Origin of the sequence: Streptomyces sp. NPDC046977, assembly GCF_040644455.1 — a bacterium.
GTDB lineage: Bacteria > Actinomycetota > Actinomycetes > Streptomycetales > Streptomycetaceae > Actinacidiphila.
On the sequence record NZ_JBEYWO010000006.1, the window covers coordinates 337,441 to 364,364 of the forward strand.

The 26,924-nt window shown below is 70.9% G+C and carries 22 protein-coding genes and 1 pseudogene; 12 read left to right on the plus strand and 11 right to left on the minus strand.

Annotated features, from left to right (window positions below; genetic code table 11):
- Window positions 1-86: 86 nt before the first annotated feature.
- Window positions 87-908: an acyl carrier protein gene (locus ABZ883_RS12610; RefSeq protein ID WP_360905586.1), complete on the minus strand. Its 822-nt coding sequence runs from the start codon at window positions 906-908 to the stop codon at window positions 87-89.
- Window positions 909-1,111: 203 nt separating this feature from the next.
- Between ABZ883_RS12610 and ABZ883_RS12615 the strand changes: the two genes are divergently transcribed.
- Complete coding sequence (locus ABZ883_RS12615) at window positions 1,112-1,306, plus strand: hypothetical protein (RefSeq protein ID WP_360905587.1); 195 nt, start codon at window positions 1,112-1,114, stop codon at window positions 1,304-1,306.
- Window positions 1,307-1,421: 115 nt separating this feature from the next.
- On the opposite strand, the gene ABZ883_RS12620 is transcribed toward ABZ883_RS12615, so the two are convergent.
- The 4 genes from ABZ883_RS12620 to ABZ883_RS12635 all read right to left on the minus strand — a co-directional run bounded on the left by ABZ883_RS12620 (window position 1,422) and on the right by ABZ883_RS12635 (window position 6,471).
- A complete protein-coding gene (locus ABZ883_RS12620; protein ID WP_360905588.1) occupies window positions 1,422-3,062 on the minus strand; it encodes an FAD-dependent monooxygenase in 1,641 nt (546 codons plus the stop codon).
- A gap of 18 nt (window positions 3,063-3,080) precedes the next feature.
- Window positions 3,081-4,562: a CoA-acylating methylmalonate-semialdehyde dehydrogenase gene (locus ABZ883_RS12625; protein ID WP_360905589.1), complete on the minus strand. Its 1,482-nt coding sequence runs from the start codon at window positions 4,560-4,562 to the stop codon at window positions 3,081-3,083.
- A gap of 280 nt (window positions 4,563-4,842) precedes the next feature.
- Window positions 4,843-5,658, minus strand: coding sequence for an alpha/beta hydrolase (locus tag ABZ883_RS12630; protein WP_360905590.1), 816 nt, complete (start codon window positions 5,656-5,658; stop codon window positions 4,843-4,845).
- Window positions 5,659-5,808: 150 nt separating this feature from the next.
- Window positions 5,809-6,471, minus strand: a complete 663-nt coding sequence (locus ABZ883_RS12635; protein WP_360905591.1) for a DUF4097 family beta strand repeat-containing protein — start codon at window positions 6,469-6,471, stop codon at window positions 5,809-5,811.
- 238 nt (window positions 6,472-6,709) lie between these two features.
- Here ABZ883_RS12635 and ABZ883_RS12640 point away from each other — a divergent pair, with 238 nt between their 5' ends.
- The gene (locus tag ABZ883_RS12640) at window positions 6,710-7,444 is read left to right on the plus strand and encodes a helix-turn-helix domain-containing protein (protein ID WP_360905592.1); all 735 of its coding nucleotides are present in this window, start codon (window positions 6,710-6,712) and stop codon (window positions 7,442-7,444) included.
- Between the two features lie 24 nt (window positions 7,445-7,468).
- Here the strand turns inward: ABZ883_RS12640 and ABZ883_RS12645 are convergent, their stop codons facing one another.
- Entirely contained in the window at window positions 7,469-8,485 is a 1,017-nt protein-coding gene (locus ABZ883_RS12645; protein WP_360905593.1) for a LacI family DNA-binding transcriptional regulator, read from the minus strand.
- A 206-nt stretch (window positions 8,486-8,691) separates the two neighbouring features.
- On the opposite strand from ABZ883_RS12645, the gene ABZ883_RS12650 reads away from it, so the two are divergent.
- From ABZ883_RS12650 to ABZ883_RS12670, 5 genes are read left to right on the plus strand one after another with little or no spacing between them, the layout of a single operon-like run.
- Window positions 8,692-9,969 carry a sugar ABC transporter substrate-binding protein gene (locus tag ABZ883_RS12650; RefSeq protein ID WP_360905594.1) on the plus strand — a complete coding sequence of 426 codons (1,278 nt, stop codon included), beginning with the start codon at window positions 8,692-8,694 and terminating at the stop codon, window positions 9,967-9,969.
- A gap of 48 nt (window positions 9,970-10,017) precedes the next feature.
- Window positions 10,018-10,950 carry a sugar ABC transporter permease gene (locus ABZ883_RS12655; RefSeq protein WP_360905595.1) on the plus strand — a complete coding sequence of 311 codons (933 nt, stop codon included), beginning with the start codon at window positions 10,018-10,020 and terminating at the stop codon, window positions 10,948-10,950.
- A complete protein-coding gene (locus ABZ883_RS12660) occupies window positions 10,947-11,723 on the plus strand; it encodes a carbohydrate ABC transporter permease (protein ID WP_360905596.1) in 777 nt (258 codons plus the stop codon). Before ABZ883_RS12655 ends, ABZ883_RS12660 begins: the two co-directional genes overlap by 4 nt.
- Window positions 11,716-13,707 (plus strand): beta-L-arabinofuranosidase domain-containing protein, encoded by a 1,992-nt coding sequence (locus tag ABZ883_RS12665; protein ID WP_360905597.1) that lies wholly within the window; start codon window positions 11,716-11,718, stop codon window positions 13,705-13,707. Before ABZ883_RS12660 ends, ABZ883_RS12665 begins: the two co-directional genes overlap by 8 nt.
- Window positions 13,605-15,950 carry a LuxR C-terminal-related transcriptional regulator gene (locus tag ABZ883_RS12670; protein ID WP_360905598.1) on the plus strand — a complete coding sequence of 782 codons (2,346 nt, stop codon included), beginning with the start codon at window positions 13,605-13,607 and terminating at the stop codon, window positions 15,948-15,950. Before ABZ883_RS12665 ends, ABZ883_RS12670 begins: the two co-directional genes overlap by 103 nt.
- Window positions 15,951-16,157: 207 nt before the next feature.
- Here the strand turns inward: ABZ883_RS12670 and ABZ883_RS12675 are convergent, their stop codons facing one another.
- On the minus strand, window positions 16,158-16,799 hold the full coding sequence (locus ABZ883_RS12675; protein WP_360905599.1) for a hypothetical protein: 642 nt from the start codon (window positions 16,797-16,799) through the stop codon (window positions 16,158-16,160).
- Window positions 16,800-16,929: 130 nt separating this feature from the next.
- Between ABZ883_RS12675 and ABZ883_RS12680 the strand changes: the two genes are divergently transcribed.
- Window positions 16,930-18,321 carry a PLP-dependent aminotransferase family protein gene (locus ABZ883_RS12680; protein ID WP_360905600.1) on the plus strand — a complete coding sequence of 464 codons (1,392 nt, stop codon included), beginning with the start codon at window positions 16,930-16,932 and terminating at the stop codon, window positions 18,319-18,321.
- Between the two features lie 222 nt (window positions 18,322-18,543).
- Here ABZ883_RS12680 and ABZ883_RS12685 read toward each other — a convergent pair whose 3' ends face one another.
- Window positions 18,544-19,941: an FAD-dependent oxidoreductase gene (locus tag ABZ883_RS12685; RefSeq protein ID WP_360905601.1), complete on the minus strand. Its 1,398-nt coding sequence runs from the start codon at window positions 19,939-19,941 to the stop codon at window positions 18,544-18,546.
- A gap of 459 nt (window positions 19,942-20,400) precedes the next feature.
- Here ABZ883_RS12685 and ABZ883_RS12690 point away from each other — a divergent pair, with 459 nt between their 5' ends.
- The 3 genes from ABZ883_RS12690 to ABZ883_RS12700 are packed head-to-tail and all read left to right on the plus strand — an operon-like array spanning window position 20,401 to window position 22,973.
- Complete coding sequence (locus ABZ883_RS12690) at window positions 20,401-21,198, plus strand: L,D-transpeptidase family protein (protein ID WP_360905602.1); 798 nt, start codon at window positions 20,401-20,403, stop codon at window positions 21,196-21,198.
- A 26-nt stretch (window positions 21,199-21,224) separates the two neighbouring features.
- Window positions 21,225-22,451: an Ig-like domain-containing protein gene (locus tag ABZ883_RS12695; protein WP_360905603.1), complete on the plus strand. Its 1,227-nt coding sequence runs from the start codon at window positions 21,225-21,227 to the stop codon at window positions 22,449-22,451.
- A 39-nt stretch (window positions 22,452-22,490) separates the two neighbouring features.
- On the plus strand, window positions 22,491-22,973 hold the full coding sequence (locus tag ABZ883_RS12700) for a hypothetical protein (RefSeq protein ID WP_360905604.1): 483 nt from the start codon (window positions 22,491-22,493) through the stop codon (window positions 22,971-22,973).
- Here ABZ883_RS12700 and ABZ883_RS12705 read toward each other — a convergent pair.
- Window positions 22,965-23,648 carry a nitroreductase gene (locus ABZ883_RS12705; protein ID WP_360905605.1) on the minus strand — a complete coding sequence of 228 codons (684 nt, stop codon included), beginning with the start codon at window positions 23,646-23,648 and terminating at the stop codon, window positions 22,965-22,967. The two genes, ABZ883_RS12700 and ABZ883_RS12705, sit on opposite strands and share 9 nt — an antisense overlap.
- 161 nt (window positions 23,649-23,809) lie before the next feature.
- On the opposite strand from ABZ883_RS12705, the gene ABZ883_RS12710 reads away from it, so the two are divergent.
- On the plus strand, window positions 23,810-24,418 hold the full coding sequence (locus ABZ883_RS12710; RefSeq protein ID WP_360905606.1) for a TetR/AcrR family transcriptional regulator: 609 nt from the start codon (window positions 23,810-23,812) through the stop codon (window positions 24,416-24,418).
- A gap of 135 nt (window positions 24,419-24,553) precedes the next feature.
- Here ABZ883_RS12710 and ABZ883_RS12715 read toward each other — a convergent pair.
- A pseudogene (locus tag ABZ883_RS12715) lies at window positions 24,554-25,132 on the minus strand (sigma factor-like helix-turn-helix DNA-binding protein); the annotation flags it as partial.
- A 327-nt stretch (window positions 25,133-25,459) separates the two neighbouring features.
- Complete coding sequence (locus ABZ883_RS12720; RefSeq protein ID WP_360905607.1) at window positions 25,460-26,659, minus strand: ABC transporter permease; 1,200 nt, start codon at window positions 26,657-26,659, stop codon at window positions 25,460-25,462.
- Window positions 26,660-26,924: the final 265 nt, after the last annotated feature.

Sequence of the window (26,924 nt, forward strand, 5' to 3'; positions counted from 1 at the left end):
CGACCGGGCAAGATCCGCTTGAGTGAGGGCCACGCCATGCAGATACGCCCACTCAACGAGTCAACGATCGGACCAATGGAATGGCTCTAGCCATCCTCGCGCGCGATCTTCAGCGTCAGGAGAGTCAAGCTCACCAGATCCTCGATTGTTTCCGCTTCTGCGATGGCTTCGTCTTCCAGGCTGACATCGAAGCACCTGTTGATACGCCCCGCCGCTTCGAGCACCGTGACGGAATCGGCCGCGATCTCGTCCAGAGGTACGTCCAGCTTCACCTCGCGCGGCCTGATCTCAAGCAACTGTGCGAAAATCTCGACAACTTCGATCCGCACCTCACGCTCACGCAGATCGAGCAACGACCTCTGCCGGGAGGCGAGGACCCAGAGGGCATGGATCTCGGGTAGGACCTCCTGAGGCGTTCTGCCCGGAGCGCGTGTCGCAAGGATCTCGACCAGAGCGTCAACGGTGTCCCACGGTGGAAGCCGCGGTTCGGTGAAGGCATCGTGCAGGCGGGTACGGGATATCCGCTTCTGCAGCACGCGGTGCATGCTCTCCAGGCTCGGTTGCCCCGCGATCAGGTGCAGCGCGTGAAGAGCATCGTTGAGGTCGCGCAAACGGCCCGCCGGTAGAGACGGTTTCTTGAACTGCCCCGGAACGCCCATCCTGTTCCCCCTGTCCGGTTGCGTCGGCTGCTGTAGGAATTCGTCCCACTGCCGCTGGGCGGGAAGACAGTAGTGCACATGAGCGTCACTCACATCCTGGCCGTCCTCGGAGGACTCAGTGTGGTCCTCGCGGCGGCATCCCGTCTCCCCAAGGCCGCCGCGGACGTTCTCCGTGGCTGCGTCAGCCTCGTTCGCGCCGTTCACGAGCTTCGCGCCGCTTGGCGTCAGGCCGAACGGACCGCAGTCCACAACCCTTCACATGGCCGGAACGGGGACCGTCCGCCGTCCGGGAGGCGCTGAGGGTCGCCACCCGGCGGCGGACATCCAGCGGGCGGCCGCAGCGATCAGACCCACAGACCCCACAGGGCTGTATCGCAATGACGGGCGGCCACCCGGAATTGGCGATCCGCTAAATAAGACTGAGCAATACGTTCGACTGAGGCGCGACCACCGTGTCGGGCACAACGACCGCCGATGACCTCAACCTGGCCTCCGCCACGGGGGCCGGCATCGGCGCGTCCGACACGATCTCCCTGGTCGCCGTCGACGGCCGCGTCGGCCATCCACTGGGCCGTCCGCGCCGACGTCACCGCCGGCATCGTGGCCGCCGTCGTCCTCGGCCGAAGCGCGGCCAGTACCGCGGCTGACCGCCGCCGTTGATGTCAGAAGTCAAAGGCCCCGGACCCTGCTCGGTCCGGGGCCTTCTCCCCTGTGCCCCAGGCAGGATTCGAACCTGCGGCACCCGCTTGAGGAGAGCCGTGCTCAGGCGCCCGGTCGCCTGACCGCGGCGACCGCTTCCGTCGCCTCGGCGGCGAGCGCCGCGCCGTCGCGGGTCTCCGCGGCCCACGCGACGTGGCCGTCCGGGCGGATCAGTGCGGCGCGGAGCCGGTCCCATTCCGGGCGGACGCGGTCGGGCGCGTCCGCGACCACGGTCAGGACGTGTGGCGGACGCCCGCCGTCCGTGCGCGGCGACGCGGCCTCCGCGTCCGCCTTCGAGGCCATGAGCAGCACGTACCGATCGGTGGCAAGGACCGAGAAGAGTCCCCTGCCGTCGGCGAGTCGGAGGTCCGGGGCCCGGTGGCCGGTGAGCGGATGGGCGTTGCCGCCCGGCGGATGGGCGACGGCGAGCCCGGACAACTCCTTGGCCAGTGAAGCGGAGAACGCGGGCACGTCGCTGATGGCCCGGTTCAGCACCGAGCGCAGGGCGAGCAGGTCCGGCCGGAAGTCGGTCATGAGCGACGTCTGGGCGCGGACGAGTTCCATCAGCGCGACACCGGCCGCGTGGCGTTCGTCGTGGTAGGTGTCCAGCAGCCCGGCGGGCGCCCAGTCCCGCACGGTGGCCGCGAGCTTCCATCCCAGGTTCCAGGCGTCCTGGAGGCCGACGTTCAGGCCCAGGCCGCCGACGGGGAAGATGCGATGGGCGGCGTCCCCGGCCAGCAGGACCCGCCCGGACCGGTAGCGCTCCGCGAGCCGGTTGGCGGATCCGGTCCGTGACACCCACAGGGGATCGCGGAGGCCGAAGTCCGAGCCTGCCACGGCCGCGAGCCGGACGCGGAGCTCCTCCGCGCCCGCATGGCGCGTCCAGTCGTCGTCGCCGTCGCCGGTGGCGTTGACCCCGCCGACGCGGTGGAGGCCGTTGCCCATGGGGACGACGAGTGCCTGGCCCGCGGCGCTGTTCCGCTGGAAGTACGGTATGTCGGGCGGGTTGTCGAGGGTGACGTCGGCGATCCAGGTGTACGCGGTGGAGTCCGTTCCCGGGAACGCGATGCCGACGGCCTTGCGGACCTCGCTCGCGGCACCGTCGCAGCCGACCAGGTAGTCGGCTTCCAGAGCGTACCGGCCGCCCGCGGTCTCCACCTGCGCCACCACCGAATCGGCGTCCTGCGTGAGGCCGGCGAAGGCGTGTCCGCGCCTGATGTCCGCGCCCAGGCCGCGAGCGTACTGCTCCAGCAGTTCCTCCACCCTCGGCTGGCCCAGCACGAGGATGTGCGGGAAGGGGGTGTCCAGCGTGCTGAAGTCGACGCGCTGGTCGAGCAGGCCGAAATGGGAGTTCGGGATCTTCCTGCCCTCGTCGAGGAAGAGGTGGTCGATCCCGCGCGACGCCCAGATCTCCATGGTCCGCGGATGGATCGTGAAGCCCTTCGAGTGCGGGAAGCGCTCCTCGCGGCGTTCGACGACGGTCACGTCGACGCCCGCCAGGCGCAGTTCCGCCGCCAGCCACAGACCGGTCGGCCCGGCACCGACGACAACGGCCTCTCCCATGCGTTCCTCCGCCGATGAGTCGCCCGCAGTGGCCTGTCGGCGGGGACAGTAACAGAGATCCGGTGCCGGGCCGACCGTCTGTGAGACATCAACGCGACGCCTGTGCAGCGGAGTTGGGCGGCGGCGTGCGAGGTGGCGCACCGCCGCCCGTCGCGGGGTTCAGCGGGAGGCCCGAGCTGCGGCTTCCGGCCACACGCTCGTGACCACCTTGCCCTGCGTGTAGAAGTGCACGGCCTCGCTCCCGTACATACGGTGGTCGCCGAAGGCCGAGTCCTTCCAGCCGCCGAACGAGTGGTAGCCCACCGGCACGGGCATTGGCACGTTCACGCCGACCATCCCGGCTTCGACCTCCAACTGGAACCGCCGGGCCGTGCCGCCGTCGCGGGTGAAGACGGAGCTCGCGTTGCCGTACCGGGAGCCGTTGATGACGGCCAGGCCCTCCTCGAAGGTCTCCACGCGGACCACGCACAGGACGGGACCGAAGATCTCGTTGCGGTAGGCGTCCGATGCCGTGCTGACCCTGTCGAGCAGCGAAATGCCCATCCAGTGGCCGTTCTCCAGGCCCTCGACGGTGACATCCCTGCCGTCGAGCACCACATCGGCGCCTTGGGCGGCAGCGCCCGCGACGTAGTCCGCGACCTCGTCGCGGTGTTCCCGGGTGACGAGCGGGCCCATCTCGGACGCCGGGTCGTTCCCGGGTCCGATCGTGATCCGGGCGGCCCGTTCGGCGATCCGCGGGACGAGTGCGTCGCCCGCCGTGCCGACCGCGACGACCACGGAGACGGCCATGCAGCGCTGGCCGGCGGATCCGTAGGCGGCGGTCACGGCGGCGTCGGCCGCCGCGTCGAGGTCGGCGTCCGGCAGCACCAGCATGTGGTTCTTCGCCCCGCCGAGCGCCTGGACGCGCTTGCCGCTCGCGGCGGCCCGGCTGTAGACGTGGCGGGCGACCGGCGTGGAGCCCACGAACGACACCGCGGCCACGTCGGGGTGGTCGAGCAGCGCGTCCACCGCGACCTTGTCGCCGTGCAGGATGTTGAGCACACCGTCGGGCACTCCGGCCTCGGCCGCGAGTTCCGCGAGGAGCATGGAGGCCGACGGGGCCTTTCCGCTCGGCTTGTGGACGAAGGTGTTCCCGCAGGCGATCGCCATGGGGAACATCCACATGCCGATCATGGCGGGGAAGTTGAACGGTGAGATGCCGACGACCACACCGAGCGGCTGCCGGAACGACGCCACGTCGACACGGCCCGAGACCTCCGTGGACGTGTCACCCTTGAGCGCCGTGCCGATCCCGCAGGCCAGCTCGACGATCTCCAGGCCTCGGGCGACTTCCGCGAGGGCGTCCGCGTGGACCTTGCCCTGCTCGGCGGTGATCAGCGCGGCGATGTCGTCGCGGCGTGCGTCCAGCAGGGCGCGGTAGCGGAAGAGGACCGCGATCCGCTGGGCGAGCGAGGTCGTGCGCCAGGTGGCATAGGCCCGCTTGGCCGCGGCGACCGCCGCGTCGGCCTCCTCGGCGCCGGCCATCGCCACCTGTGCGGTGACCTCTCCGGTCGCGGGGTCGGTCACGGTGCCCCAGGTGCCGCGGGCACCCGGGGCGTCCGTGAACGGCTTGCCGGCAATCCAGTGGGTGACGGTCTTCATCGGTCGGAACTCCTCCAGGGATGACGGCGGCGGGCTGCGGGGCTCCTGGTGCCGCACCTCGCACGCCGTGATCCCGGCCGGACGGGCCGTGGACCGGGCCGCGAGCGTGTGCCACGCGTCCGCGGGCCCGCACTGCTGAACTGGAATCTACGTCCGGGATCCCGGGGGTGAGGCGGTTCGGACGCCCGGGGCCCGATGTGCGCGCATCCGGTCTCGTTGTGTGGTGGCCCGCGTCACTCGCCGCCCGCCCGTCGTGCCTCCGAGTCCGCCGGTGGTGTGCTCAGTGACCCGTGCCGTCCTGCGGGGCGATGTCGCGCAGGGCCTGGGCGACGGCCGGGTAGTCCTTCTTGAGGATCGCACCGTGGTTGCTGGCGACCTTCGCGGCGATCCGTATGTTCGGGTTGCGGGAGGTCACCGCGTCGAGGCCGGCGCGGATGCGCTCCTGCTCGTCGCCGCGGCTGCCGAGGGACGTGCCGGAGGCGACGACGTAGCGGACGGGGACGGTGACGCGGTCGAGTACGGGGCCCAGTTCGCGTTCGCGGGAGAGCACGCCCAGCTCGATGTTGCTCTCGGCCTGCTGTGCGGCGGTCATGCGCGGGGCCAGGCCGGTCGGGCGCAGCAGGGGCAGGAACCAGCTCATGCGCCGGAAGAGCTTGCGGATGCGCACTTCCATGGCCTCGTCGAGCCAGTCGTGCGGGAACGCGCCGTCGACCAGGACCGCGCCCAGGGCGCGCTGCGGGTTGCGGTCGGCCCAGTGCGCCGCGACGACCGCGCCGTAGGACCAGCCCATGACCAGGGCCCGGTCCACGTTCCTGGCGGCGAGGACGGCGTCGACGTCCCGGACGGCCGCCTCGAAGGAGTAGTCCGACGAGCGCCCCGACTTGCCGCGGGCGCGCTCGTCGTAGGTGATGTGCCGCCACTGCGGGCCGAGTTCGGCGAGGACGCGGCGCCAGTACCCCTGGGTGGCGAACTGGCCGTTGAGGTAGACCACGGGGATGCCGGGGCCACCGGAGTCGGTGACGGCCAGGGCCGTGTCCTCGACCGGAACCATGCCGGACCACTGCGCACCGGCCTTGGACGTGCTGTTGTTCGTCATGGGATTCCCCTTGCTCGCGTGAGATGTCCTGTACGTGGTGTGCGGGGCCCGGCGCGGAATCGTGGGCCCCTGCCAAGGCCTGCCGCGCCCGCCGCGGCCGAACGGAACTCGGCCGCGGCGGGTCGGGCGGGGTGGGGGGTGCCGCGCTGTTCAGAGGCTGCGGGCGGTGATGTCGCCCTGCGGGGTGGTGGCGCGGATGTCGAGTTCGACGGTGCCGTCGTTCTTGAGGGCGTTGACGATGCGGCCGTGGCCCGTTCCGGCGTCCAGGGCGGCCGAGACGCCGGCGGCCGCGCCGACCGAGATGTCACCGGACTGGGTGCTGAGCACGACCGTGCCGCGCACGGCCTCGGTGATCCGGATGTCGCCCCGCGCGGTGCTGATCTCCGCGGGACCGCCCAGCCGGCCGATCTCGACGTCGCCGTCGACCGCGGTGAGGCGGACGCCCGCCGCCTCGTCGATCTTGATGTGGCGGTACGCGCCGTCGAAGACCACGTCGCCGAGGCGTCCGACCCCGCGCAGCTCGGCGCTGCCGGTCTTGGCCTCGAGGCGGGAACCGGCGGGCAGTTGGACGGTGACCTCCACCGAACCGGAAGGACCGATGAGCCGGTTGGCGTCGGGCGCCGTGATCCGCAGGATGCCGCCGGTGCAGGTGACGGTGACCTGCTCGGCGGTCTTGGTGTCGCGGCTCTTGGCGGGATCGGCGGCCACGACCTCGACGGTGGTGTCGGCGCGGTCGGCGGCGATCACCTGGACGCGGCCGGCGGGGATGCTCAGGATCGCGGTCACCGGGGCCGGGGTGTCGAACTTCTGCATCGTTCTCTCCTGTGCTCGTTCCTTGTTTCCGACATGAGAAACGCTACGTTGCTTTCCATCGCACGACAACATACTTGTTGCATCGAATCCATAGAACAGCAGTTCAGAGGCTGGAAAGTGTTGCAACGGACCTGAAAGTAACGCAACGACAGATCTCTCATGCATTGCAATGGGTAAGAAGTGAACGCTATGATGGGGGAGTCAGGGACCGCCGTGAGGAACCACCGAGGAGATCGCGATGCCGGGAGGCAGGCTCACCCAGTCCGAACGCCAGCAGATCGCGCTGGGGCTGGCCGACAGCCTCCCCTACGCCGAAATCGCCAGGCGCCTGGACCGTCCGACCTCGACGGTCACGCGCGAGGTGATGCGCAACGGCGGCCCCACCGCCTACCGCGCCGACCTGGCGCACCGCGCCACCGAGCACCGCGCGCACCGGCGCCGGCCCGCGTCCTCCCGGGCCCCGCAGACGGCTCCCCAGTCGCACGGACGCGACGCCGCGGCCGTCGCGGAGTACGAGGAGACCTTCACGACCGTGCTGATGGGCTCGGGCCTGGGCAAGACTCCGGCCCGCGTGCTGACCTGCCTGTTCACCACGGACGCGGGCAGCCTCACGGCGTCCGAACTCGCCTCGCGCCTCCAGGTCAGCCCGGCGTCCGTCTCCAAGGCGATCTCGTTCCTGGAGAGCCAGAGCCTGGTGCGCCGGGAACGCGACGAACGCCGCCGCGACCGCTACGTCGTCGACGACGAGCTCTTCTTCCAGGCGACGATCGCCAGCGCCCGGGCCAACGACCATCTCGTCGCGACGGCCCGTCAGGGTGTCGCCGTCCTCGGCCCCGACACCCCGGCCGCCGCCCGCCTGGAGAACATCGCGCGCTTCCTCGACTTCATCAGCGAGAGCATCACCCGCGCCGCCGAACAGGCCCGCGAAGTCCTCCACACCAGGCCCGCGACACCGCCGGAGGACGGCGCGTAGGCAGCGGGCCGTCGGCGGGCCGCGCTACTGGGGCAGGGTCGAGTCACGGATCGTCAGGCTGCACGGCATGCGGTGCACCCCCGAGCCGGCCTGGCCGTCGATGGCGGCGAACAGGTGCTGGGCGGCCGTGCGGCCCAGCACTTCGAGGTTCATGTCGATGGTGGTCAGCGGGGGCCTGGTCTCGGTGGACAGGACCTCCCAGTTGTCGTACCCGACGACCGCGATGTCCTCGGGCACGCGGCGGCCCCGCTCGCGGGCGGCCTCGACGAAGCCGGCGGCGATCTGGTCGCTCCCGCAGACCACGGCGTCGATCCCGGGGTCGGAGTTGAGCACGATCTCGGCCGCCTGCCGCCCCCACCGCTGCGACCATGCGCCGAAGAGCACCTGGCCGCCGGAGAGGGCGAGCCCCGCTTCCTCCAGTGCGCCGAGGGTGCCCGCCGCCCGGTCCTGCGCGGCCTGGTAGTCGGTGGGCCCGGTGATGTGGGCGATGCGCCGTCTGCCCACGGTCACCAGGTGCTGGACGGCGAGGCGTGCCCCTCCGACGTCGTCGGGCACGAACGAGACGTCCTGCGGATCGTCCGAGGGCGCGTAGGCGTAGACGACGGGCACCGGCAGGTCGCGGCTGATCGACGGCCGCCGGTCGGTGCTCTCGCCCACCACGATGATCCCGTCGACGCGACGGGCCAGCAGGGTGCGTACGTAGTGCTGTTCGCGGATGGAGTCGCCACGGGCGTCGCACAGCAGGACGGCCATCTCCCCCGTGCCGAAGGCGTCCTCCGCGCCGAGCATCACGGGGATGCCGAAACGGCCGACGCTGTCACTGGTGAGCAGCCCCACGGTGCGGGTCTGACCGGAGATCAGGCTCCGGGCGAGCGCGTTGGGCTGGTACGCGAGTTCCTCGGCCGCCCGCAGCACGCGCTGCACGGTCTCGGCGCGGACCTGGTTTCCGCCGTTGAGCGCCTTGGACGCGGTCGCGATCGACACCCCCGCGAGCGAGGCCACATCGGTGATCGTGGTCGCTCGTCGCCGCTGAGAACTCATCGTTCCAAGAACCTTTTCGTGAGGAGGGAGGACGCTGCGTCCCAGGCTGCCTGCTCCAATTTGCCTGAATATAGAGGGGACATGGGCAGTGGACAAGTGACGTACCTCACTCCGAACCCTTGACAGCCCCGGCCGCCGATCCTACGTTTCCAAAAACCTTTCAGGTCAGTTTTCGGTGCTTCTCTGGGGATGCAGAGGGGGAAGACATGGAATCGCGATCGTCCGTCCGCAAGGTCGCCACCGCGCTCGCCGTGGCGTGTGCGGCGGTGCTTGCCAGTTCCTGCAGCGACACAGGGGGTTCGGCGGACAAGCCCGGCGCGTCCTCGGCGGCGTCCACCATCACGGTGTGGACCAGAGCCGCGACGGAGGCTCAGACCAAGGCACTGGCGCAGTCCTACAACGCCTCCCACAGCAACAAGGTGGAGGTGACCGCGTTCCCGAACGAGGAGTACCCGGCGAAGATCGCCACGGCGGCGGGCGGCAGGAACCTGCCGGACCTGTTCGCCTCGGACGTGGTGTTCGCGCCGAACTACATCTCCCAGGGCCTGTGGCAGGACGTCACCGACCGGTTCGACTCCCTTCCGTTCAAGGACAAGGTGGCCCCGGCGCACATCAAGGAGGCGACGCAGGACGGCAGGCTCTTCGCGGTCCCGCACACCGTCGACATCTCGGTGATGTTCATCAACAAGGACCTGTACAAGAAGGCCGGTCTCGACCCGGACAAGGCCCCGGCGACGCTGCAGGAGTTCGCCGACCAGGCCACGACGATCCGCAAGAAGCTCGGCGGCAAGACCTACGGCACCTACTTCGGCGGGAACTGCGGCGGCTGCGACGTCTTCACGTTCTGGCCGTCCGTCTGGGCCGACGGTGGCGAGGTCATGAACGCCGAAGGGACCCAGAGCACGGTCGACGACCCGGAGATGGCCGCCGTGTTCGACGTCTACCGCACGCTCTACGCCGAGGGCGTGGCCGCGCCCGGCTCCAAGGACGAGAACGGGACGACCTGGCTCGGCGCCCTCCAGGCCGGCGACATCGGCATCGCCCCGGGACCGTCCACCTGGCTCGGCCTGCTGGAGGACAAGGGCATCGACGTGGGCGTGGCCCCGATCCCCGGAGTGAAGGGAGGCACGTCCACCTTCGTCGGCGGCGACGTCATCGGCGTGAGCGCCACCAGCAAGAACGCCGACGCGGCCTGGGACTTCCTGGCCTACACCCTCTCGGACACGGTGCAGGCGGACCTGCAGGCCAAGGGCAGGTCCACCGTGGCCCGCACCGACATCACCGCGGACGATCCCCGGGTCCAGGCGATGAACGAGATCATGGCCGACGGCCGGACGCCCTACGCGCTGAAGTTCAACGAGTCGTACAACGACCCGCAGAGCCCATGGGTGAAGACCCTGCGGGACGCGCTGTTCGGCTCCGACCCCGCCAAGGCGCTGAAGGACGGCGCCGGCACCATCTCCGCCTCACTGAGCCAGCAATAGGCCAGGTCCGGCACACCGGCGGTGTGCCGGACCGCAGCTGGAGAGAACATGACGGATTCAGCAGTACCCCGCACGGCCGCGCGCGGTACGGCCGCTCGTGCCCGCCGGCGGCGGCGTTCCGAGGGCCTGACCGGGCTCGCCTACGCGGCTCCCGCCGCCGTCGTGGTCGGCCTGTTCTTCCTGGTGCCGCTCGGCCTCGTCGTCTGGATGTCCCTCAACAAGTGGCCGCTGCTGGCGTCCCCGTCCTTCAACGCACCCGACAACTACCAGCACATCGCGGACAACTCCCTCGTGGTGGACGCGGTGGTGTTCACCCTGAAGTACACCGCGATCGTCACCGTCCTGCTCTTCGCCGTCTCCTTCGCCCTGGCCCTGATGATCCAGAACGGAGGGCGGGGGACCGGCCTGTTCCGGGGCGCGTTCTTCCTGCCGGCCGCCGTCGGCTGGGCCACCGCGACGCTGCTCTTCTTCGGCCTGCTGAGCGAGCAGATCGGCCCCCTGAACGGGATGCTCGAGGCGATCGGCCTCATCGACGAGCCGGTGTCCTGGACCGCGGGCGACCCGAACGTCGCGTTCGGGTCGACGGTGACCCTGGTGATCTGGCGGTGGGCCGGGTTCAACATGGTCATCCTGCTCACCGGCCTGCAGTCCATCCCGACCGAACTCTACGAGGCGGCACGGGTGGACGGCGCCTCGGCGGTGCAGGCGTTCCGGCGGATCACGCTGCCGCTGATGCGGCCCACCATCGCCCTGGTGCTCTGCCTGATGGTCACCGGCTCGCTGCTCGGCTTCGAGCAGTTCTACATCCTCACCAGGGGCGGGCCCGGCAACAGCACGACCTCGGTCGTCATGGTCATCGTCCGTGAGGCGTTCGTCCGGTTCGACCTGGGCTCGGCCGCCGCGATGTCGGTACTCGTGCTGATCGCGCTGGTCGTCCTCAACGCCGTGCAGCTCGTCTCCATCAGAAGGAGGAGCCTGTGAGACGTCTCGCCCTCGCGGCGCTCGCCGTGGTGTTCGTCTACCCGATCGGATGGAGCGCGTGGTCGTCGGTACGGGCCGGCGACTCCTTCACCTTCGCCAACTACCGGAAGCTGGCCACGTACGGCGAGGGCGTGGGCACCTATCTGACCAACACCGTGGTGCTCGTGGCGCTCACCGTCGCCGGAACGCTCCTCGTCGCCACCCTCGCCGGCTACGCCTTCTCGCGCTTCGCCTTCCCCGGCCGCGGACTGCTGTTCGCGCTCGTCCTCGCCATCCTGATGGTGCCCTACCCGACGATCCTCATCCCGCTGTACGTGCTCCTCGGCGAACTGGGCCTGCAGGACTCGCTCGTCGGCCTGGCGCTGGTGATGGTCATGTTCCAGTTGCCGTTCGCGGTGTTCATGATGCGCAACGCCTTCGAGGCCGTGCCGCGCACCCTCGACGACGCCGCGAGGGTCGACGGCTGCGGAAGCCTCCGCACCCTGGTCAGGGTGCTGCTGCCGCTGGTGGCCCCGGGCCTGGTGACGGTTGGTCTGTTCGCCTTCCTCGCCTCCTGGAACGACTACGTCGCCCCGCTGATCCTGATCAGCTCGGGCGACAAACTGCCGCTCCCCGTCGCGGTGGTCAACATGCGGGTGCACAACTTCGGCGCCGTGGACTACCCGGTCATGCAGGCGGGCGTGATGTTCATGGCCGTCCCCTGCCTGATCCTCTTCCTCGCCCTCCAGCGCTTCTACGTGCGCGGATTCATGACAGGAGCACTACGTGGCTGACCCCGTCGTTCCGTCCGCAGGCGTACTGACCCCGCTGGGGCTGGACACCGTCCGGCTGGCCCCGGGCTTCTGGGGCGACCGGCAGACCCTCAACCAGGACGTGATCATCGGGCACTGCCTCGAATGGATGGACAGGAGCGGGTGGATCGGCAACTTCCGCGGCGAGCCGGCCCGCGGCAGGGAGTTCGCCGACTCGGAGGTCTACAAACTGCTGGAGGCCATGGCCTGGGCGGACGACCCGCGGTTCGAGGCGCTGGAATCGGTGGTCGCCCGGGCCCAGGAGGCCGACGGCTATCTCAACACCCGCTGGAGCGGCGACCGTTACCGCGACTTCGAGTGGGGCCACGAGCTCTACTGCTTCGGCCACCTCATCCAGGCGGGCGTCGCCCGCCTGCGCCGGACCGGGCCGGGCCCGCTCACCGAGGCCGCCCGCCGGGCGGCCGACCACATCTGCCGGCGCTTCATGGAGTCGCCGGAGGTCTGCGGCCACCCCGAGATCGAGATGGCGCTGGTCGAGCTCTACCGGGCCACCGGGGCCGATCGCTATCTGGAGATGGCCCGGCGCTTCGTCGAGAGGCGCGGCACCCCCGCGCTCGCCGACATCGAGCTGGGCCGCGCCTACTTCCAGGACGATGTGCCGGTACGGGACGCGAAGGTGTTCCGGGGCCACGCGGTGCGGGCGATGTACCTCGCGTGCGGCACGGTCGACGTCGCCGTCGAGACCGGGGACGCGTCCCTGCTGACCGCGGTGCGGGAGCAGTGGGAACGTACCGTCGAGCGGCGCGTCCACCTCACCGGCGGCATGGGGTCCCGCCACGCGGGGGAGTCGTTCGGCGACGACTACGAACTGCCGCCCGACCGGGCCTACTCCGAGACGTGTGCCGCGGTCGGGTCGTTCATGCTGTGCCACCGGCTCCTGCTGGCCACGGGCGACTCCCGCTACGCGGACCTCGCCGAACGCACCCTCTACAACGTCATCGCCACCTCACCGGCCCTGGACGGGCGTTCGTTCTACTACGCCAACCCCCTCCAGGTCCGCGTCCCCGGCGAGCCCTCCGACGGCGTCAGCCCGCGGGCGGGGACCAGGCTGCGCGCCCCCTGGTTCTCCGTGTCGTGCTGCCCCAACAACCTCGCCCGCACCCTCGCCTCGCTGCCCGCCTACCTCGCCACCGCGACCGGCGGCGGTGTGCAGATCCACCACCTGACCCCCTCCGAGATCCGGCACGACGGCCTCGCCCTGCGGGTGGAGACCGGCTACCCGGTGTCGGGCGGGGCCGAGGTGGAGGTACTCGCCGCCCCTCCGGACCCGCGCACGGTCTCCCTCCGCCTGCCGCCCTGGGCCTCCGGGGCCGAGGTCGCGGCCGGTAACGCCGCGGTCAAGCGCGACGGCGCCCAGGTCCACATCGAGAAGACCTGGCGGCCCGGCGACCGCTTCCGGCTCGAACTGCCGCTGCGCCCGCGCTGGGTCTGGCCGGACCCCCGCATCGACGCGGTGCGCGGCTGCGTCGCGGTCGAACGCGGGCCGATCGTCTACTGCGCGGAGAACCCCGGGGAGCAACTCGTCCAGGTGGACACGGCGGGCTCCCTTGTCGAGCACGAGGAAGCAGGGCTGGTCGAGCTGGAGGTCCCGGCGACCACGGTGCGGCCCGGGCACCGGGGCTGGCCGTACGGCGAGCCGCCGGAGGCGCCGGGGGAGCGGACGCGGGTCCGGCTGGTGCCCTACCACCGCTGGGGCAACCGGGGCCCGGCCACCATGCGCGTCTGGCTCCCCGCCCCCCCGCGCCTGACCCCCCGATGCGGCGGTCACACCGTGTACCGGCGCGCATCCGCGGCGTCGTCGCCGGGGACACCCGCCGAGGCCGTGGTGGTTGAATGGCAGGTATGGCCGGCGACGACGCCGGGCGCACCACGCGTGAGGGCCGCCGTCCCACCGGGAGGCAGCCGGGGCGCCCCGGAGCCGAGGGCAACCTGCCCACCGAGGTGACGAGCTTCGTGGGCCGGCGCAACGAGCTGACCGAGACGGTAAGAGCGCTTCGCGGCGCCCGCCTGGTGACCCTGACCGGACCCGGCGGGGTCGGGAAGACCCGGCTGGCGCTGCGCGCCGCGGATCGGGCCCGCCGGAGCTTCCCCGGCGGGGTGTGGCTGGTCGACCTTGGGGAGCTGTCCGACCCGGCGCTCCTCGCCGACGTCGTCGCCGCAACCCTCGGCGTCCGAACGCCGGCCGGGAGGTCCACTGAGGACGCGCTCGTGGACTTCCTCACCGACAACTGCCGCCTGCTGGTCCTCGACAACTGCGAGCAGATCGTCGACGGGGTCGCGGCCCTGTGCGGGCGCCTGCTCCGCTCCTGCCCGCCGGTGCACCTGGTGTGCACCAGCCGCGAGGAACTGCGGATCGGGGGCGAGACGGTCCTGCGGGTTCCCCCGCTGACGCTTCCCGGCGACGACGCCTCCGCCCGGCCCGGGGAGTCGGACGCCGTCACCCTCTTCGCCGAGCGGGCGGCGGACGCCGCCCCCGGGTTCGCGCTCACCGCGGACACGGTCGGCGTCGTGGCGGCGATCTGCCGGCGGCTGGACGGTCTGCCGCTCGCCATCGAGCTCGCGGCCGCGCGCCTGCGCACCCTGTCGCCCGCCCAGATCCTGGACCGGCTGAGCGACCGGTTCGCGCTGCTGACCCGCGGCGGCCGCGGGATCCCGACCCGCCAGCAGACGTTGCGGCTGTCCGTGGACTGGAGCCACGAACTCTGCAGCCCCGCCGAGCGACGGGTCTGGTCATGTCTGGCGTTCTTCGCCGGGAGCATCGACATGACGGCCGCCACCGCCGTCTGCGGGTCCGACCATGTGCTCGACGTCATGACCTCACTGCACGAGAAGTCCGTGCTGGTACGGGAGGAGACCGACGGCGCGGCGGTGCGCTTCCGGATGCTGGAGACACTGCGCGAGTACGGCCGGTCGAAGGCACGGGAGGCGGGATGCGCCGACGAGGCGATCGACCGCCTGTGCCACTGGTACACCGGTCTCGCCGCGCGCGCCCGCGCGGAGTTCGTCGGGCCGCGCCAGCTGGAGTGGATCGCCCGCGTCGACCGCGAGATGCCCAACTTCCGCGACGTCCTGGACCGCCAGGTGCTCCGGGACCCCCGGGCCGGCCTGCGGACGGCGGGCGACCTCTTCCCGTACTGGAACGCCCGGGGCCTGTTCCGTGAGGGACGCCGCTGGCTGGACCGGCTGCTCGGCCAGGAGGCGGAAGCGGACGGTGCCGCCCTGGCGGGCATCGTCTACGCCGACTGCGCGCTGACGGCCCCTCAGGGCGACCGTGCCGCCATGGACGCCCTGTTGACCAGGGCGCGCGCGATCGACGCGGCCTCGACGGACCCGTCGGTGCACGGGATCACCGCCCTGTCCGAGGGCACCGCCGCGCTCTTCCGCGACGACTTCGCCCGGGCCCAGGCGCATTTGGAGGACGCCGTCGCCGCACTCGACGCGCCGGACACCTGCGAGTTGCTGCACCTGTCCGCCCTCACGATGCTCGCCCTCACCCACGAACTGCGGTCCGACGGGGAGTCGGCGCGGCGGCGCTTCGAGGAGGCGCTGGCCTTCACCACCGCACGCGGCGAGTCGGTGTTCCGGTCCTACCTGCTGTGGGGCACCGGCCTCTCGCTGTGGCGCGGCGGGCACGCCGGGGACGCCGCGGCCCGGCTGCGGGAGAGCCTGCGGATGGCCGACGACATCGGCCATCCGCTGCTGACCGCGGCCTGCCTGGAGGTCCTCGCCTGGATCGCCGACGGGGAGGGCGACGCGCGGCGCGCCGCCGCCCTCCTCGGGGCCGCCGACACGCTCAGCCACCGCACGGACAGCCCGCCGACCTTCTTCCCCGCGCTGCTGGTCCACCACGGGCACTGCGACCGGAACCTCCGGGACGCCCTGGGGAAGAGCGCCTTCGCCGTGGCGTACCGCACGGGCGCGGAACTCGCCGCCTCGGGCGACGTGCGGGGGCTGCTGGAGCCCACGCCGCCGCCGTGCCCCCCGGCCGCGGCGCCCTCCGGCAGCCCGCTGAGCGACAGGGAGCGGGAGGTCGCCGTCCTCATCGGCCGCGGTCTCACGAACCGGTCGATCGCCCGCCGGCTGGTCATCTCCGAGCGGACCGTGCACGGCCACGTGCAGCGCATCCTGGCGAAACTCAACATGAGTTCGCGGGTGCAGGTCGCGGCCTGGATGGCCGGCCACCGCTAGGGCTTGCCCCGAACGATCCTGCCTGGTGGACAGAGTTCCGCCGAGGGGGAGTTCGCGCGGTCGCCGCTGCCCCGTGCCGAGTCGGCGTGGAAACGGCCGGTGCCATCGACCGGATGGTGTCCGTCGGCCTTGGCGGTGGCTGCTGCTTGCGGGTTGAACGCGGCCGGCGCCTCTTGTCGCCGCATCCGCCGATGACGGTCTTCGCGTTCAGCGGCTGTGTCCTTCGTCTGCGGCAATGGCGGGGAGACGAACCGCCACGCGCGGCAGGAAGTAGCCGACCAGGGGCCCCATGCACAGTGCGATGAGCACGGTTCCGACGCCGACGGTTCCGCCCAGAAGCCAGCCGGCGCCGGCGACGGTGACCTCGATGCCGGTGCGTACGGCCGCGATGGGCAGGCGGGTGCGCCGGACAAGTCCGGTCATGATGCCGTCACGGGGGCCCGATCCGAACTGTGCGCCGAGGTAGAGCGCGTCGAAGAAGGCCAGTGCGACGAGGCCGACCATCAGGTAGCCCATCTCGGCGAGTGTCCCCCGGGGGTGGGGGAGCACGGTGGCGGTGGCATCTGCGGCGAATCCCACGATGGCCACGTTGAGGAGCGTGCCGAGGCCGGGCAGCTCTCGCAGGGGAATCCATGCGAGGAGCACCAGCAGGGAGATCAGGTTGGTCGTCCAGCCGAACGAGATGCCCAGAGCCTGGGCGGCGCCCTCCGTGAGCACGTTCCAGCTGGCCGCACCCAGCCCGGACTGGACGAGCGTCATCACGGCGACCCCGTATCCCACCAGGCCGACCAGAAGTTGAGGGATGCGACGCGCCTTTCGGCCGGCGCGGAGTTGGGCAAGTGCGTTCATATGGGTCGTATTGGGCTGGTCGTGACGGGACCGTGCGGGGGTGTGTGCAAGGGAAGCGGGAGGTGCCATGGGGCAAGCCTGCGACTCATCTGGACCTGGATTCCATAGCCAGATTGGTTAGGCTGGTTGGGTGAAAGTCTCTTCGCACGTGGTGGCAGGCATGCTGGGCCCCTGGCAGGAAGGGCCCGGGCCGGCGCATCAGCGCCTGTCCGACCGGCTGAGGCTGCTGGTGCTGGACGGCCGTCTCCCCCTCGGCTCGGTCCTGCCCAGTGAGCGTGACCTGGCCACCGCTTTGTCCACCAGCAGAACCACCGTCGGCACCGCGTACCGCACTCTGGTCGAGCACGGATACCTCGCCACACGGGCGCGGGCCAGGGCGGCGGTGCGGCTGCCTCATGACATGCCACCCGAGCGCCGGGCCGGCACGGACCCGGCGATCATCGACTTGTCCTTCGCCGCGCCCGCCGCGCCCGGCGAAGTCCTGCACGCCGCCTTCGCGGCCGCTCTTGAACAGTTGCCGCGGCACTTCGAGCGGCACGGCTACGACCGGAACGGCACCGCGGAGCTGCGCGAGGCGGTGGCTCACTGGTACGAACGGCGGGGACTGCCCACGGCGCCCGACCACATCCTGATCACCAACGGGGCGCAGCACGCGCTGGCCCTTCTTTCGCGAACGCTCCTGTCACCACGGGACCATGTGCTGATCGACCATCCGACCTACCCGCACGCGATCAGCACCTTCACCCAGGTGCGGGCTCGTCTCCTACCCGTCGCCGTGTCCGCTTCGGGCTGGGACACCGCGCAACTCCACGCGGCGGGCCGAAGCGCGAAGCTCGCCTACCTGATCCCCGACTTCCACAATCCGACAGGGCTGTGCATGCCCACGAGCGTCCGCCGGAGCCTCGGACTCGCGTGTCCCACGGTCATCGACGAAACCATGACCGACCTGGCCCTGGACGGCGCGAGCCCGGAGCCCTTCGCGATCCACATGCCGACCGCCATCAGCATCGGCTCGGTCTCCAAGAGCATCTGGGGCGGCCTGCGCATCGGCTGGATCCGCGCAACTCCCTCTCTGCTGGAACGGGTTCAGCAGACCCGTTACGCCACGGATCTGGGCACCCCCCTCGTCGAGCAGCTCGCCACAGCCGTTCTCCTGAATGAGGGCCGGACCCGGCGGCCCGGCACGCTCGAGCAACTGCGGACGCAACGCGACGCACTGCGCCAAGCGCTCACCGAGCACCTGCCCGGCCTCCATGCCCCGCGACCAGCGGGCGGTCTGACGCTGTGGGCGACCTTCCCCCGCCCCATCAGCTCCCGGCTCGCCGCGATCGCCCCCGACTACGGAGTGAACATCGCGGCCGGCCCGCGCTTCGGGATCGGAGGCGCCTTCGAACGCAACATCCGGCTGCCGTACGTGCTTCCACCGGACCGACTCACCCAGGCGATCCGCGGACTCGCACAGGCGGAACAGGCACTCACCCGCGGCGTCACCGGAGCTCACAGCCCCGCACCCGTCGCATGAGCGTCGACAGGTCGCGTGGTGTCGTCCATCCGAGCTTGTACTGCCGTCTGGTAGACGGAAGGGCGAAGGTCCGAGGACCGGTGTTCTGAACCCGCACCGCTGCCCGGGCCGCGCATCGGGCCGGGCAGCGGTTCCTCGCGACTCGCGCGGCGTCCTGGCGGAAGCCCTCCCGGCGCCGAGACCTGCCCGGGCGCGCGCACGCGCCGAGGCGGCGCCCGGCCGTCAGCCGGCCGGGGTGATGTTGTGGTTGGTGCGGAAAGTGTTCCCGGGGTCGTACTGGGCCTTCAGCCCGCGGAGCCAGTGCAGCGTGGCCGCGTCGTAGGCCCGCGCCGGGCCGCCCTCCACGGTGTCCGCGGGGGACAGGAAACTCGGGTGCTTGCCCGGCCTGAGCCAGGGGGCGAGGCGTTCGAGCACCTCCATCCCGGCGTTCGCGTACGACTCCACCGGCAGGCCCGGAGGGACGACCGTCAGCGCGAACATCGCGAACTCCGTGTCCCGCGCCCCGACCGCGTTCCTCGTCCGGGGCGGGTTCGCGAAGGCGCCTCCCAGGTGGCGGATGTCGACGATGTTGACCGAGGTGCCGCTGTCGATGCCGACGACTTCGAGCAGGGAATCGATCGTGGCGGGCTCGAAGTGCCGCAGCAGCGCGAAGTGCTCGACGGCGGCGGCAGGCTCCACGGGGTCGTTGCTGATCGAGGCGAAGTCCTCCGGACCGATCTGGCCCACCGTGTCGGCGAGGACCGGGGCCGCGGCGCGCAGCGGCGCGAGCAGGACGTCGGCGGCAGCGGGATCCCCCAGATAGGAGAGCCTGACCGACACCGTCATGCCGTGCATGAATTCAGGGATGTTCGGCAAGGGGGGAAAATTGAAAATCGCGAGTGCGGAGGTGAGCTCGTCCGGAGCGTTTCCGGTGAGCTCCCGGTACGCTTCGAGAACCGCGCGGGCATCGGCGCCGGAGAAGAAGAGGGAGCCCGCGTACAAACGCGTGACCGGGAACAGGGACATGGTCATGGACGTCACGACGCCGAAATTGCTCTTTCCGCCCAGAAGGGCGCCGAAGAGCTCGGGTTCATGGCTGCCGGAAACCTGGTGGAGTTCGCCGTCCGCCGTGACGACGCCCATGGAGAGCACGTGGTCGCAGGCCCATCCGTGCATCCGGCCCAGGGTCAGACTGGCGCCACCGCTCAGGGTGTAGCCGACGATGCCGACCCCCGGTGACGATCCGACCAGCGCCGCCAGACCGTACTCCGCCGCCGCCTCCGCCAGATCCCCGGAGAGGACTCCCGCCTCGACGCACGCGGTCCGAGCGGCGGCGTCGATCGCGATGCCGGACATCCGGGAGGTGTTGACGACCAGCGTGTCCTGCCCGGCAGGCAGCGTGGGGCCGTGCCCGGTGCGCAGCACCGCCACGCCGAGGCCGGCCCGGCGTGCCATGAGGACGGCCTGCGCGACGTCCGCGGGACAGGTCGCGCCGACCACCACGGCGGGGTGGTGCGTGACCGAGAGATTGAAGACACTGATCTCCTTCTCGTACCCGGCGGAATCGGGCGTGAACACCGGACCTTCGATCGTGTCCGCGAATTCGTCGAGCACGTCTTTCAGGTTGTCGTTCGTCTGCATTTTTTCGTCGACCTTCGGGCGTGGCGAAATGTGTGCGGGTGCCGCACATGGAGAACGCGGGAGATGAGTCGCGTGGATTCCCCTCGGGGGGTGTCCGCGACATCTCACGCCATACACCTACACCTCGTACGGGCGCGGAGAAAGGGATACCTCCCTCCCGCGCGCCGAATCAGGTATTCGGCCGCACGGGGAACAGGTAGTTCTGCCTGTTGACGCGAGCGCGTGCCGCGGACCGTCCCACGGGCGCGATGGGGACCCCGTCCGGGCAGGCAACCCGAACTGGAGTCCGGCTGGTTGAAGGGGTGTGCAACCGCCTCCGCGGCCCAGGACCGCCCCCACGACGTGGCTGGCGACGCCGGGCCCGCCGCACCGCTCCCGGACCCCCGCGGGTCCTTCGGGCCCGCGAGCCCCGCCGCGGGGCCATGTCCCCGTGCCCTCCTCCCCAGAAAGCCCGCACCGATGCGCTTCCACCGGCCCTACATATCCACGACCGCCGCGGTCGTCGTCTCCTCGCTCGGAGTCGCCGCCTACCAGCACGCACCCGAGAAGCCCCCCGCCCCCGCCCCCGGGAAGGCAGCGGTCGTCCAGGACGCCGCCGGTCCCGCGGTCCAGCAGCAGGCGGCCGCCACCACGCAGCCGCGGACCTCGGTCCCGCCGCCACCGCAGTACCCCGCCCGGCTGCCGGGGCTCGGCCCCCGGACCCTGGCGCGCATCCCGGCCGGAGCCCGGCAGGTCGTCCTCGTCACGGGAACGGGCAAGAAGTCGGCGGTCTCCCGAGTCGTGCTCTACCAGCGCGTCGACGGCGGCTGGCGTCCCGGCGAGGTGTGGGCCGCGCACAACGGCTACCGGGGCTGGACCGACGAGCACTACGCGGGCGACCTGCACAGCCCCATCGGGGTGTTCGGCCTCACCGACGCCGGCGGACGGCTGGCCGACCCCGGCACCAAGCTGCCGTACCACCGCTCGGGCGCCTTCAGCATCAGCGGTGCCGGGTTCGAGGGGGAACCGCTCGCGGGCGCCTTCGACTACGTCATCGCCATCGACTACAACCGGCAGCCCGGCACGTCGCCGATGGACGGCACCCAGCCCATGGGCGCGAACCGCGGCGGCGGCATATGGATCCACGTCGACCACGGCGGCCCCACCCACGCCTGCGTCAGCCTCTCCAAGGCCCACATGCGGCAGTTGCTGCGGGCCCTCGACCCCGCAGACCACCCCGTCGTCGTCATGGGCGACGCGGCCTCTCTCGCCCGATGACCATTCCGCGGTCCACAGGAGCAAGCGTGTCCTCCCTTCCCCGTCTCACCGTGATCGCCCTCGCCGTCGCCGGCGCGTCGGTCCTCACCGCCTGCGCGGGTGCGCACCCCGGCGACGCGCCCACCGCGCAGGGGACGGCGCCGTCCGGCGCCTCCTCGACCGTGCCGCGCGCCGCCACCGCCTTCCGCCTCACCACCGGCGCCGCCGACGGCGAACGCCACGCGTCCGTCGGCGGCGCGGGCGATGTCGAGGTCTCCGGAGGGCGGATCTCGTCCGTCACCCTCACCACCGCCGACGGACAGCCGGTGCGGGGCACCGCGGCCGGCGACCACCGCCGCTGGTCCCCGGACGGCACCCTGGCGTACGGCACCTCCTACCGCATGGAGGTCGACGCCTCCGACGACGCGGGTCAGCCGCAGACACGCAGGCTGTCCTTCACCACACTCGCCAAGGACGACCGCCTGATCGGCACCTTCACCCCCGAGGACGGCCAGACCGTCGGCGTCGGCATGCCCGTGTCGCTGACCTTCAACAAGCCGGTCACCGACAAGAAGGCCGTCGAACGCGGCATACGCGTCACCAGTGACAGCGGCCAGGAGGTCGTGGGCCACTGGTTCGGCGACCAGCGACTGGACCTGCGGCCGCAGACGTACTGGAAGGCCCACGCCCACGTCACGCTGAGCCTGCGCCTGGACGGGGTGAAGGGTGCCGCGGACGCCTGGGGAACCCAGGACAGGACGGTCCGCTTCACGGTCGGCCGCAGCCAGGTCTCGACGGTCGACGCCGCCGCCCACACCATGCGCGTCGTCCGCGACGGCCGCACGGTCCGCACGATCCCCATCACCTCCGGCGCGCCGGGCAGCACCACCTACAACGGGCAGATGGTGATCTCGCAGAAGCTCATCTCCACCCGCATGGACGGTGCCACCGTGGGATACGCCGGCCAGTACGACATCCCCGATGTCCCGCACGCGATGCGCCTGTCCACGTCGGGCACCTTCGTCCACGGCAACTACTGGGCCCCGGACTCCGTCTTCGGGCACTCCAACGTGAGCCACGGCTGCGTGGGCCTCAACGACGTCCGCGGCGGCGGGGACGCGGGACAGAACGCGGCGTGGTTCTACGACCACTCCCTGATCGGCGACGTGGTCGTCGTCGAGCACTCCCACGACCACACCATCGCCCCCGACAACGGCCTCAACGGCTGGAACATGTCCTGGCAGGAATGGAGGGCGGGCTCCGCCCTCACGTAGGGCTGCGCCGTCACCGACCGGTGCGGGGATACTGCTGCCGTGCTGTTGACGTGGATCGCCGAAGTGGCGGACGAGCCGCTGGTTCTGGAGCCGGCCGACCGGCGGACGGAGTGGCGGACCAACACGTGGTGGCTGGGCGCGGCGGACGAGGACAGGCGTTCCTTGTCCGCCGCCGAGGTGGTGGCCGCCTTCGGGCGGACCGCTCACGCCATCCGGCGACGCGTCCGTGACGACCTGGGCTTCTCCGGCGTGGCGACGTTCTACGTCTGGCATGACGAGCAGGCCGGGCAGCTCCGGTGCTCGACCGCGTCTCTGCCTCCGGACGCTCTGCCGTTCGGCGCCGCTTACGTGCCCTGCGACGACCTCGGTCCGGTCGTCGAGGAGTTCCTTGCCGACAGCGAACCCGGTCTCATCGCCTGGGCGGATCTGGACGAGGCCGAGGGCGACGCGGAGCCGACGGGGACCGAGCCGGAGCCGGCGCCCTTCCGCGTCTGGGTCAGCAGCGTGGGCACCTCACCCTGACGGGCCGCGGTGGTCGTCGACGAAGGTGACCGTCTCGTGGAGCGGCGCGCGGCCCGTACGGGTGCAGTCCACCGCGGCGTCCTCGAAGCCGATCGACATGCCGCAGAAGAGGATGAGGTCCTGCGGCGGTGACAGGGTCTCCGCGACGGTCCTGCGGTACTTCGCCCATGCCATCTGCGTGCAGCTGTCCAGCCCCTCGGCGCGGAGCAGCAGCATGACGGTCTGCAGGTACATGCCGAGGTCGGACCACTGGGCCAGCCCCAGGTCCCGGTCGATGTAGCAGAACAGGGCGGCGGGTGCGCCGAAGAAGTCCCAGTTCGCCGCGGCGGCCCTCTGGCGGGCTTCGAGGTCGCCGCGGGCGATGCCCAGCGCGCCGTAGCGCTGCTCGCCGAACGCGGACCGGCGTTCGCGGTACGGGGACTTCAGGGCGGGCGGGTACTGCTCGTACTCCGGTTCGTCCCAGGCGTCACCCGCGTCCACGCGCTCACCGGCGCGCTTCCTCAGCTCGGCCAGCGGGCCGCCGGTGACCACGTAGATGTGCCACGGCTGCAGGTTCGATGCGGAGGGCGCCCATGCCGCGGCGGACATCACGCGCTCCAGCACCTCTCTCGGGACGCAGCGGTCGGTGAATCCGCGTACCGCGCGCCGGGTCGTGACCGCTTCGTAGACGTCCACAGTCGCCCACCTCCCGTATGAGTGGTGTTCTGCCCTGTTGACAGCTCAAGTGCGCGAAATGTGACAAGGCGGGGCGGTATCCCGGGCGCTGCCCAGGGCATCGTGCCAGTTCAGCGTGCAAGTTAACACGAAGATTCGTTTTTTTCGCTTAGGATGGATCCATGCCCAAGGTCACGCAGGAGTACATGGACGCCCGCCGCAAGCAGATCCTGGAAGCGGCCCGCCGCTGTTTCCTGCGCGACGGATTCCACTCGACATCCATGCAGGACCTGTTCGCGGAATCGGGGCTGTCGGCGGGCGCGGTCTATCGGCATTTCGCCAGTAAGAACGAGATGATCACGGCGATCGTCGAGGAGAACATGCGCGATGTCCTCGCCATGGTCCACAGTGCCGCCGAGAAGCGTCCCAGTCATTCCGTCGGTGCTCTGATGGCGGACGTCCTCGACATCGTGAAGGCCAAGACCGCCGAGCAGAACATCGCCGGGCTCTCCGTGCTGGCGTGGTCCGAGGCCCTCCGGAACCCTTCGCTGGCCAGGCAGTTCGACGACCTGATGGCGCAGATGCGATCCGCCCTCACGGACGTGGTGCGCGAGCACCAGAGGAGCGGCACCATGCCGGGCGAGGCGTCCCCCGACGGGATCGCCGCCGCACTGATGTGCATTCTGCCCGGCTACATCCTGCAGTTGGCCATGGGCGACGCCAAGAGCATGGAGGAAGTTCCCGGCGCGTTGCGGGCGCTGTGGCCGAACTCGGCGGCGTCCACCGACTGAGCGTCGGCCCCGCCGTGCCGGCGGGTTCGCCCGCCGGGCACGGCGACGCCCCGGTGCGACCGGGGCGGTGACTTGGGTGGGGCGGTGGTGCCGCTACGCCACGCGAGGGGAGCCCAGGGACGGGAACTCCGGGGCGCGGAGGGCGCTGCCGTCGGACTGCGGGACGGCGTCCTGGGCGAGTACCCGCTCCAGCACGGCCATGTTCCCCGTCCGGGCGGCCACCAGGAATGCCGTCAGGAAACGCTGGTGGATTTCGGTGGTCACGCGGGTTCTTTTCCTCGAGGCCAGGCGTTTGCGGGCCCGGCTGACCAGTTGCCGGGTGTTGACCTCCGAATGCCCGATGAGACCGGCAATTCGTCCGTAGGGATAGTCGAAGGCCTCCCGGAGCACATAAGCGGCTCGTTCCACCGGCGTCAGCCGTTCGAGAAGTACGAGCACGGCGACGGCGAGGGTCTCCCCGCTGACAAAGCCCACCTCGGGGTCGCTCAGGGTGTCGACGGGTTCCGGCAGTGACATGCCGACGTATCTCTCACGCCGGACTCTCGCGGACTGCAGCACGTTGATGGCGAGCCTGGTCACCGTCGTGGTGAGGAAGGCCTCCGGGTTCTCGACCTGGGACCGGTCGCAGGTCTGCCAGCGGATCCAGGCCTCTTGGAGGACGTCCTCGGCTTCACTGACGTCGCACAGCATCCGGTAGGCGATACCGAACATCATGCCGCGGGCGTGGAGGAACACGGCCTCTGTCCCGGGGCGGTCCGAGGCGTCCTGCGCGGGCCTGTCCGTCGTGAGCATGGTGTTTTTCCTTGCTTTGCTTGCTTTGGTGCTGCGGCCGGCTCGCTGACCGCCCGGGTGGAGGACGGGGCCCGTGCTCTGACGGGCCGCCGGGGATCGCGTGCGATCCGGATGAGCCGGCCGGTGTGGCGGGCCGAGGGGTGCCGCCGGTCGCTTCGGGAGGGCGACGAGGGGCAGGGGAGTTCCCCTGCGCTGCCTCGTTGCGCATCACCGCCGCGGTCCCGGGAGGACCGACGACCGTGGTCCGGGTCAGTCGTGGAGCGCGTGACGTGCGTGGTGCGCGTGACGGTCCTGCAGCGCCTCCGACGGGGAGGCGGCGGGCGCTCCGGACGTCGCCGCGACAAGGGCGCCGGCGGGTTCCTCCGCGGCCGCGGCATGCGCCCCGGACGCGTGGGAGTCCTCTTCGACGGTGTCGCCGAGGACCGTGAGGGTGCGGCGGGCGAAGACGACGGACGTCAGGCCGAGCACGGTCCACAGGATGAGAACGGCGACATGGCTTCCGGCTCCATTGCCGTCGAAGTAGGCCGTACTGCGCAGGAGATTCGCACCGGCGCCCGGAGGCAGCCACTGGCCGATGTCGTCGACCGCCTTGGGGAGCAGCTCCGGTGCGGACGTGCTGCCGGAGAACGGGTTGCCCACGAAGACCAGGAGCGCGGCGCTGAGGGCCAGTCCCGGATGACCGATGAGCCTGACGAGGCCGGCGCTGGTCGCGCTGATGGCGAGCAGGGTGAGGGACAGGGCGGCGTAGGTGGCCAGGTGCTGGTGCGGCAGCGCGCCCAGGATGCCCTGGGCGACCAGGTAGGCGGCCAGGCCGCACACCGCGCACACGGCGATCAGGTCGATGACCCGGCGCCATCCCGGCAGGTGGAGAGCCGACAAGGTGATCAGTGCCGCGATGATGATGCCGCAGACGGTGAGGGGGAGAAGTGCCGCGCTGAAGACCACGCCCCTGGGGTCGTCGGCGGAGGTCGGGACGACGTCCACGGTCTTCACGGTGACCTTGGCCGCCTTGGGAACGTCCTTTTTCTTCTTGTTCCCGTGCCACTTGTCGACAGCATCAGGTGTCGGCAACTTCGGCGCGTGGGCGGCGAGTTGCTGGCCGGACGTCCCGAGGAGCTGCGCCACGGGCATGCTTGCGGCCGTGGCTTCCAGCACGGTGACCCTGCCGGGAGCGATGACGAAGGCGCCGTAGACCTCCCGGTCCATGATGGCGGAACGTGCCGCCGCCTGGTCGGGGTAGAGGTGGAAGTCGAATCCGCCCGGCGCGTTCCGCGTCATGCTTTCGACCGCCTTCTGGCTGGCCGTGCTCGTGCCCACGATTCCCACGGGCAGGTCCCGGGGGGCGATGCGTGATGCCGGCCAGGCGAATGCCAGCGCGGCCAGCGAGATCACCATGGGCAACCCCACGATCATGAGGATGGTCCGGCGCCAGGTCAGGACCCTTGCCATCGGGTTTTTCATGGCTGTGTCTCCCGTAAGACGAATGATCATTTTATTTAGTAGCAGTCTGGTGTGTTTGTGGAGAATCGTCAAGACGAACATTCGTTTTCTTTCTGATCGTACCCGTGCCCTGGGCACGGCCGACGCGGGGGCCGAGGTCTCAGCCGGCCCCGACGTCGCAGGTCAAGGAGTGGTCACGGCGGGCGTGCCGTGCGGATCGCCGGTGCCGGCCCGGGGGGCCGGCCCCGGCGCCCGGCGCCCGGCGGGGGCGGGG

Excerpts from the sequence above, each read along its gene's own strand:
- ABZ883_RS12675 (WP_360905599.1), bottom strand. The coding sequence starts at position 16,799 with ATGAACGCACTTGCCCAACTCCGCGCCGGCCGAAAGGCGCGTCGCATC.
- ABZ883_RS12625 (WP_360905589.1), bottom strand. The coding sequence starts at position 4,562 with ATGAAGACCGTCACCCACTGGATTGCCGGCAAGCCGTTCACGGACGCC.
- ABZ883_RS12640 (WP_360905592.1), top strand. The coding sequence starts at position 6,710 with ATGCCGGGAGGCAGGCTCACCCAGTCCGAACGCCAGCAGATCGCGCTG.
- ABZ883_RS12690 (WP_360905602.1), top strand. The coding sequence starts at position 20,401 with ATGCGCTTCCACCGGCCCTACATATCCACGACCGCCGCGGTCGTCGTC.
- ABZ883_RS12630 (WP_360905590.1), bottom strand. The coding sequence starts at position 5,658 with ATGACGAACAACAGCACGTCCAAGGCCGGTGCGCAGTGGTCCGGCATG.
- ABZ883_RS12650 (WP_360905594.1), top strand. The coding sequence starts at position 8,692 with ATGGAATCGCGATCGTCCGTCCGCAAGGTCGCCACCGCGCTCGCCGTG.
- ABZ883_RS12635 (WP_360905591.1), bottom strand. The coding sequence starts at position 6,471 with ATGCAGAAGTTCGACACCCCGGCCCCGGTGACCGCGATCCTGAGCATC.
- ABZ883_RS12710 (WP_360905606.1), top strand. The coding sequence starts at position 23,810 with ATGCCCAAGGTCACGCAGGAGTACATGGACGCCCGCCGCAAGCAGATC.
- ABZ883_RS12655 (WP_360905595.1), top strand. The coding sequence starts at position 10,018 with ATGACGGATTCAGCAGTACCCCGCACGGCCGCGCGCGGTACGGCCGCT.
- ABZ883_RS12670 (WP_360905598.1), top strand. The coding sequence starts at position 13,605 with ATGGCCGGCGACGACGCCGGGCGCACCACGCGTGAGGGCCGCCGTCCC.
- ABZ883_RS12645 (WP_360905593.1), bottom strand. The coding sequence starts at position 8,485 with ATGAGTTCTCAGCGGCGACGAGCGACCACGATCACCGATGTGGCCTCG.
- ABZ883_RS12685 (WP_360905601.1), bottom strand. The coding sequence starts at position 19,941 with ATGCAGACGAACGACAACCTGAAAGACGTGCTCGACGAATTCGCGGAC.
- ABZ883_RS12720 (WP_360905607.1), bottom strand. The coding sequence starts at position 26,659 with ATGGCAAGGGTCCTGACCTGGCGCCGGACCATCCTCATGATCGTGGGG.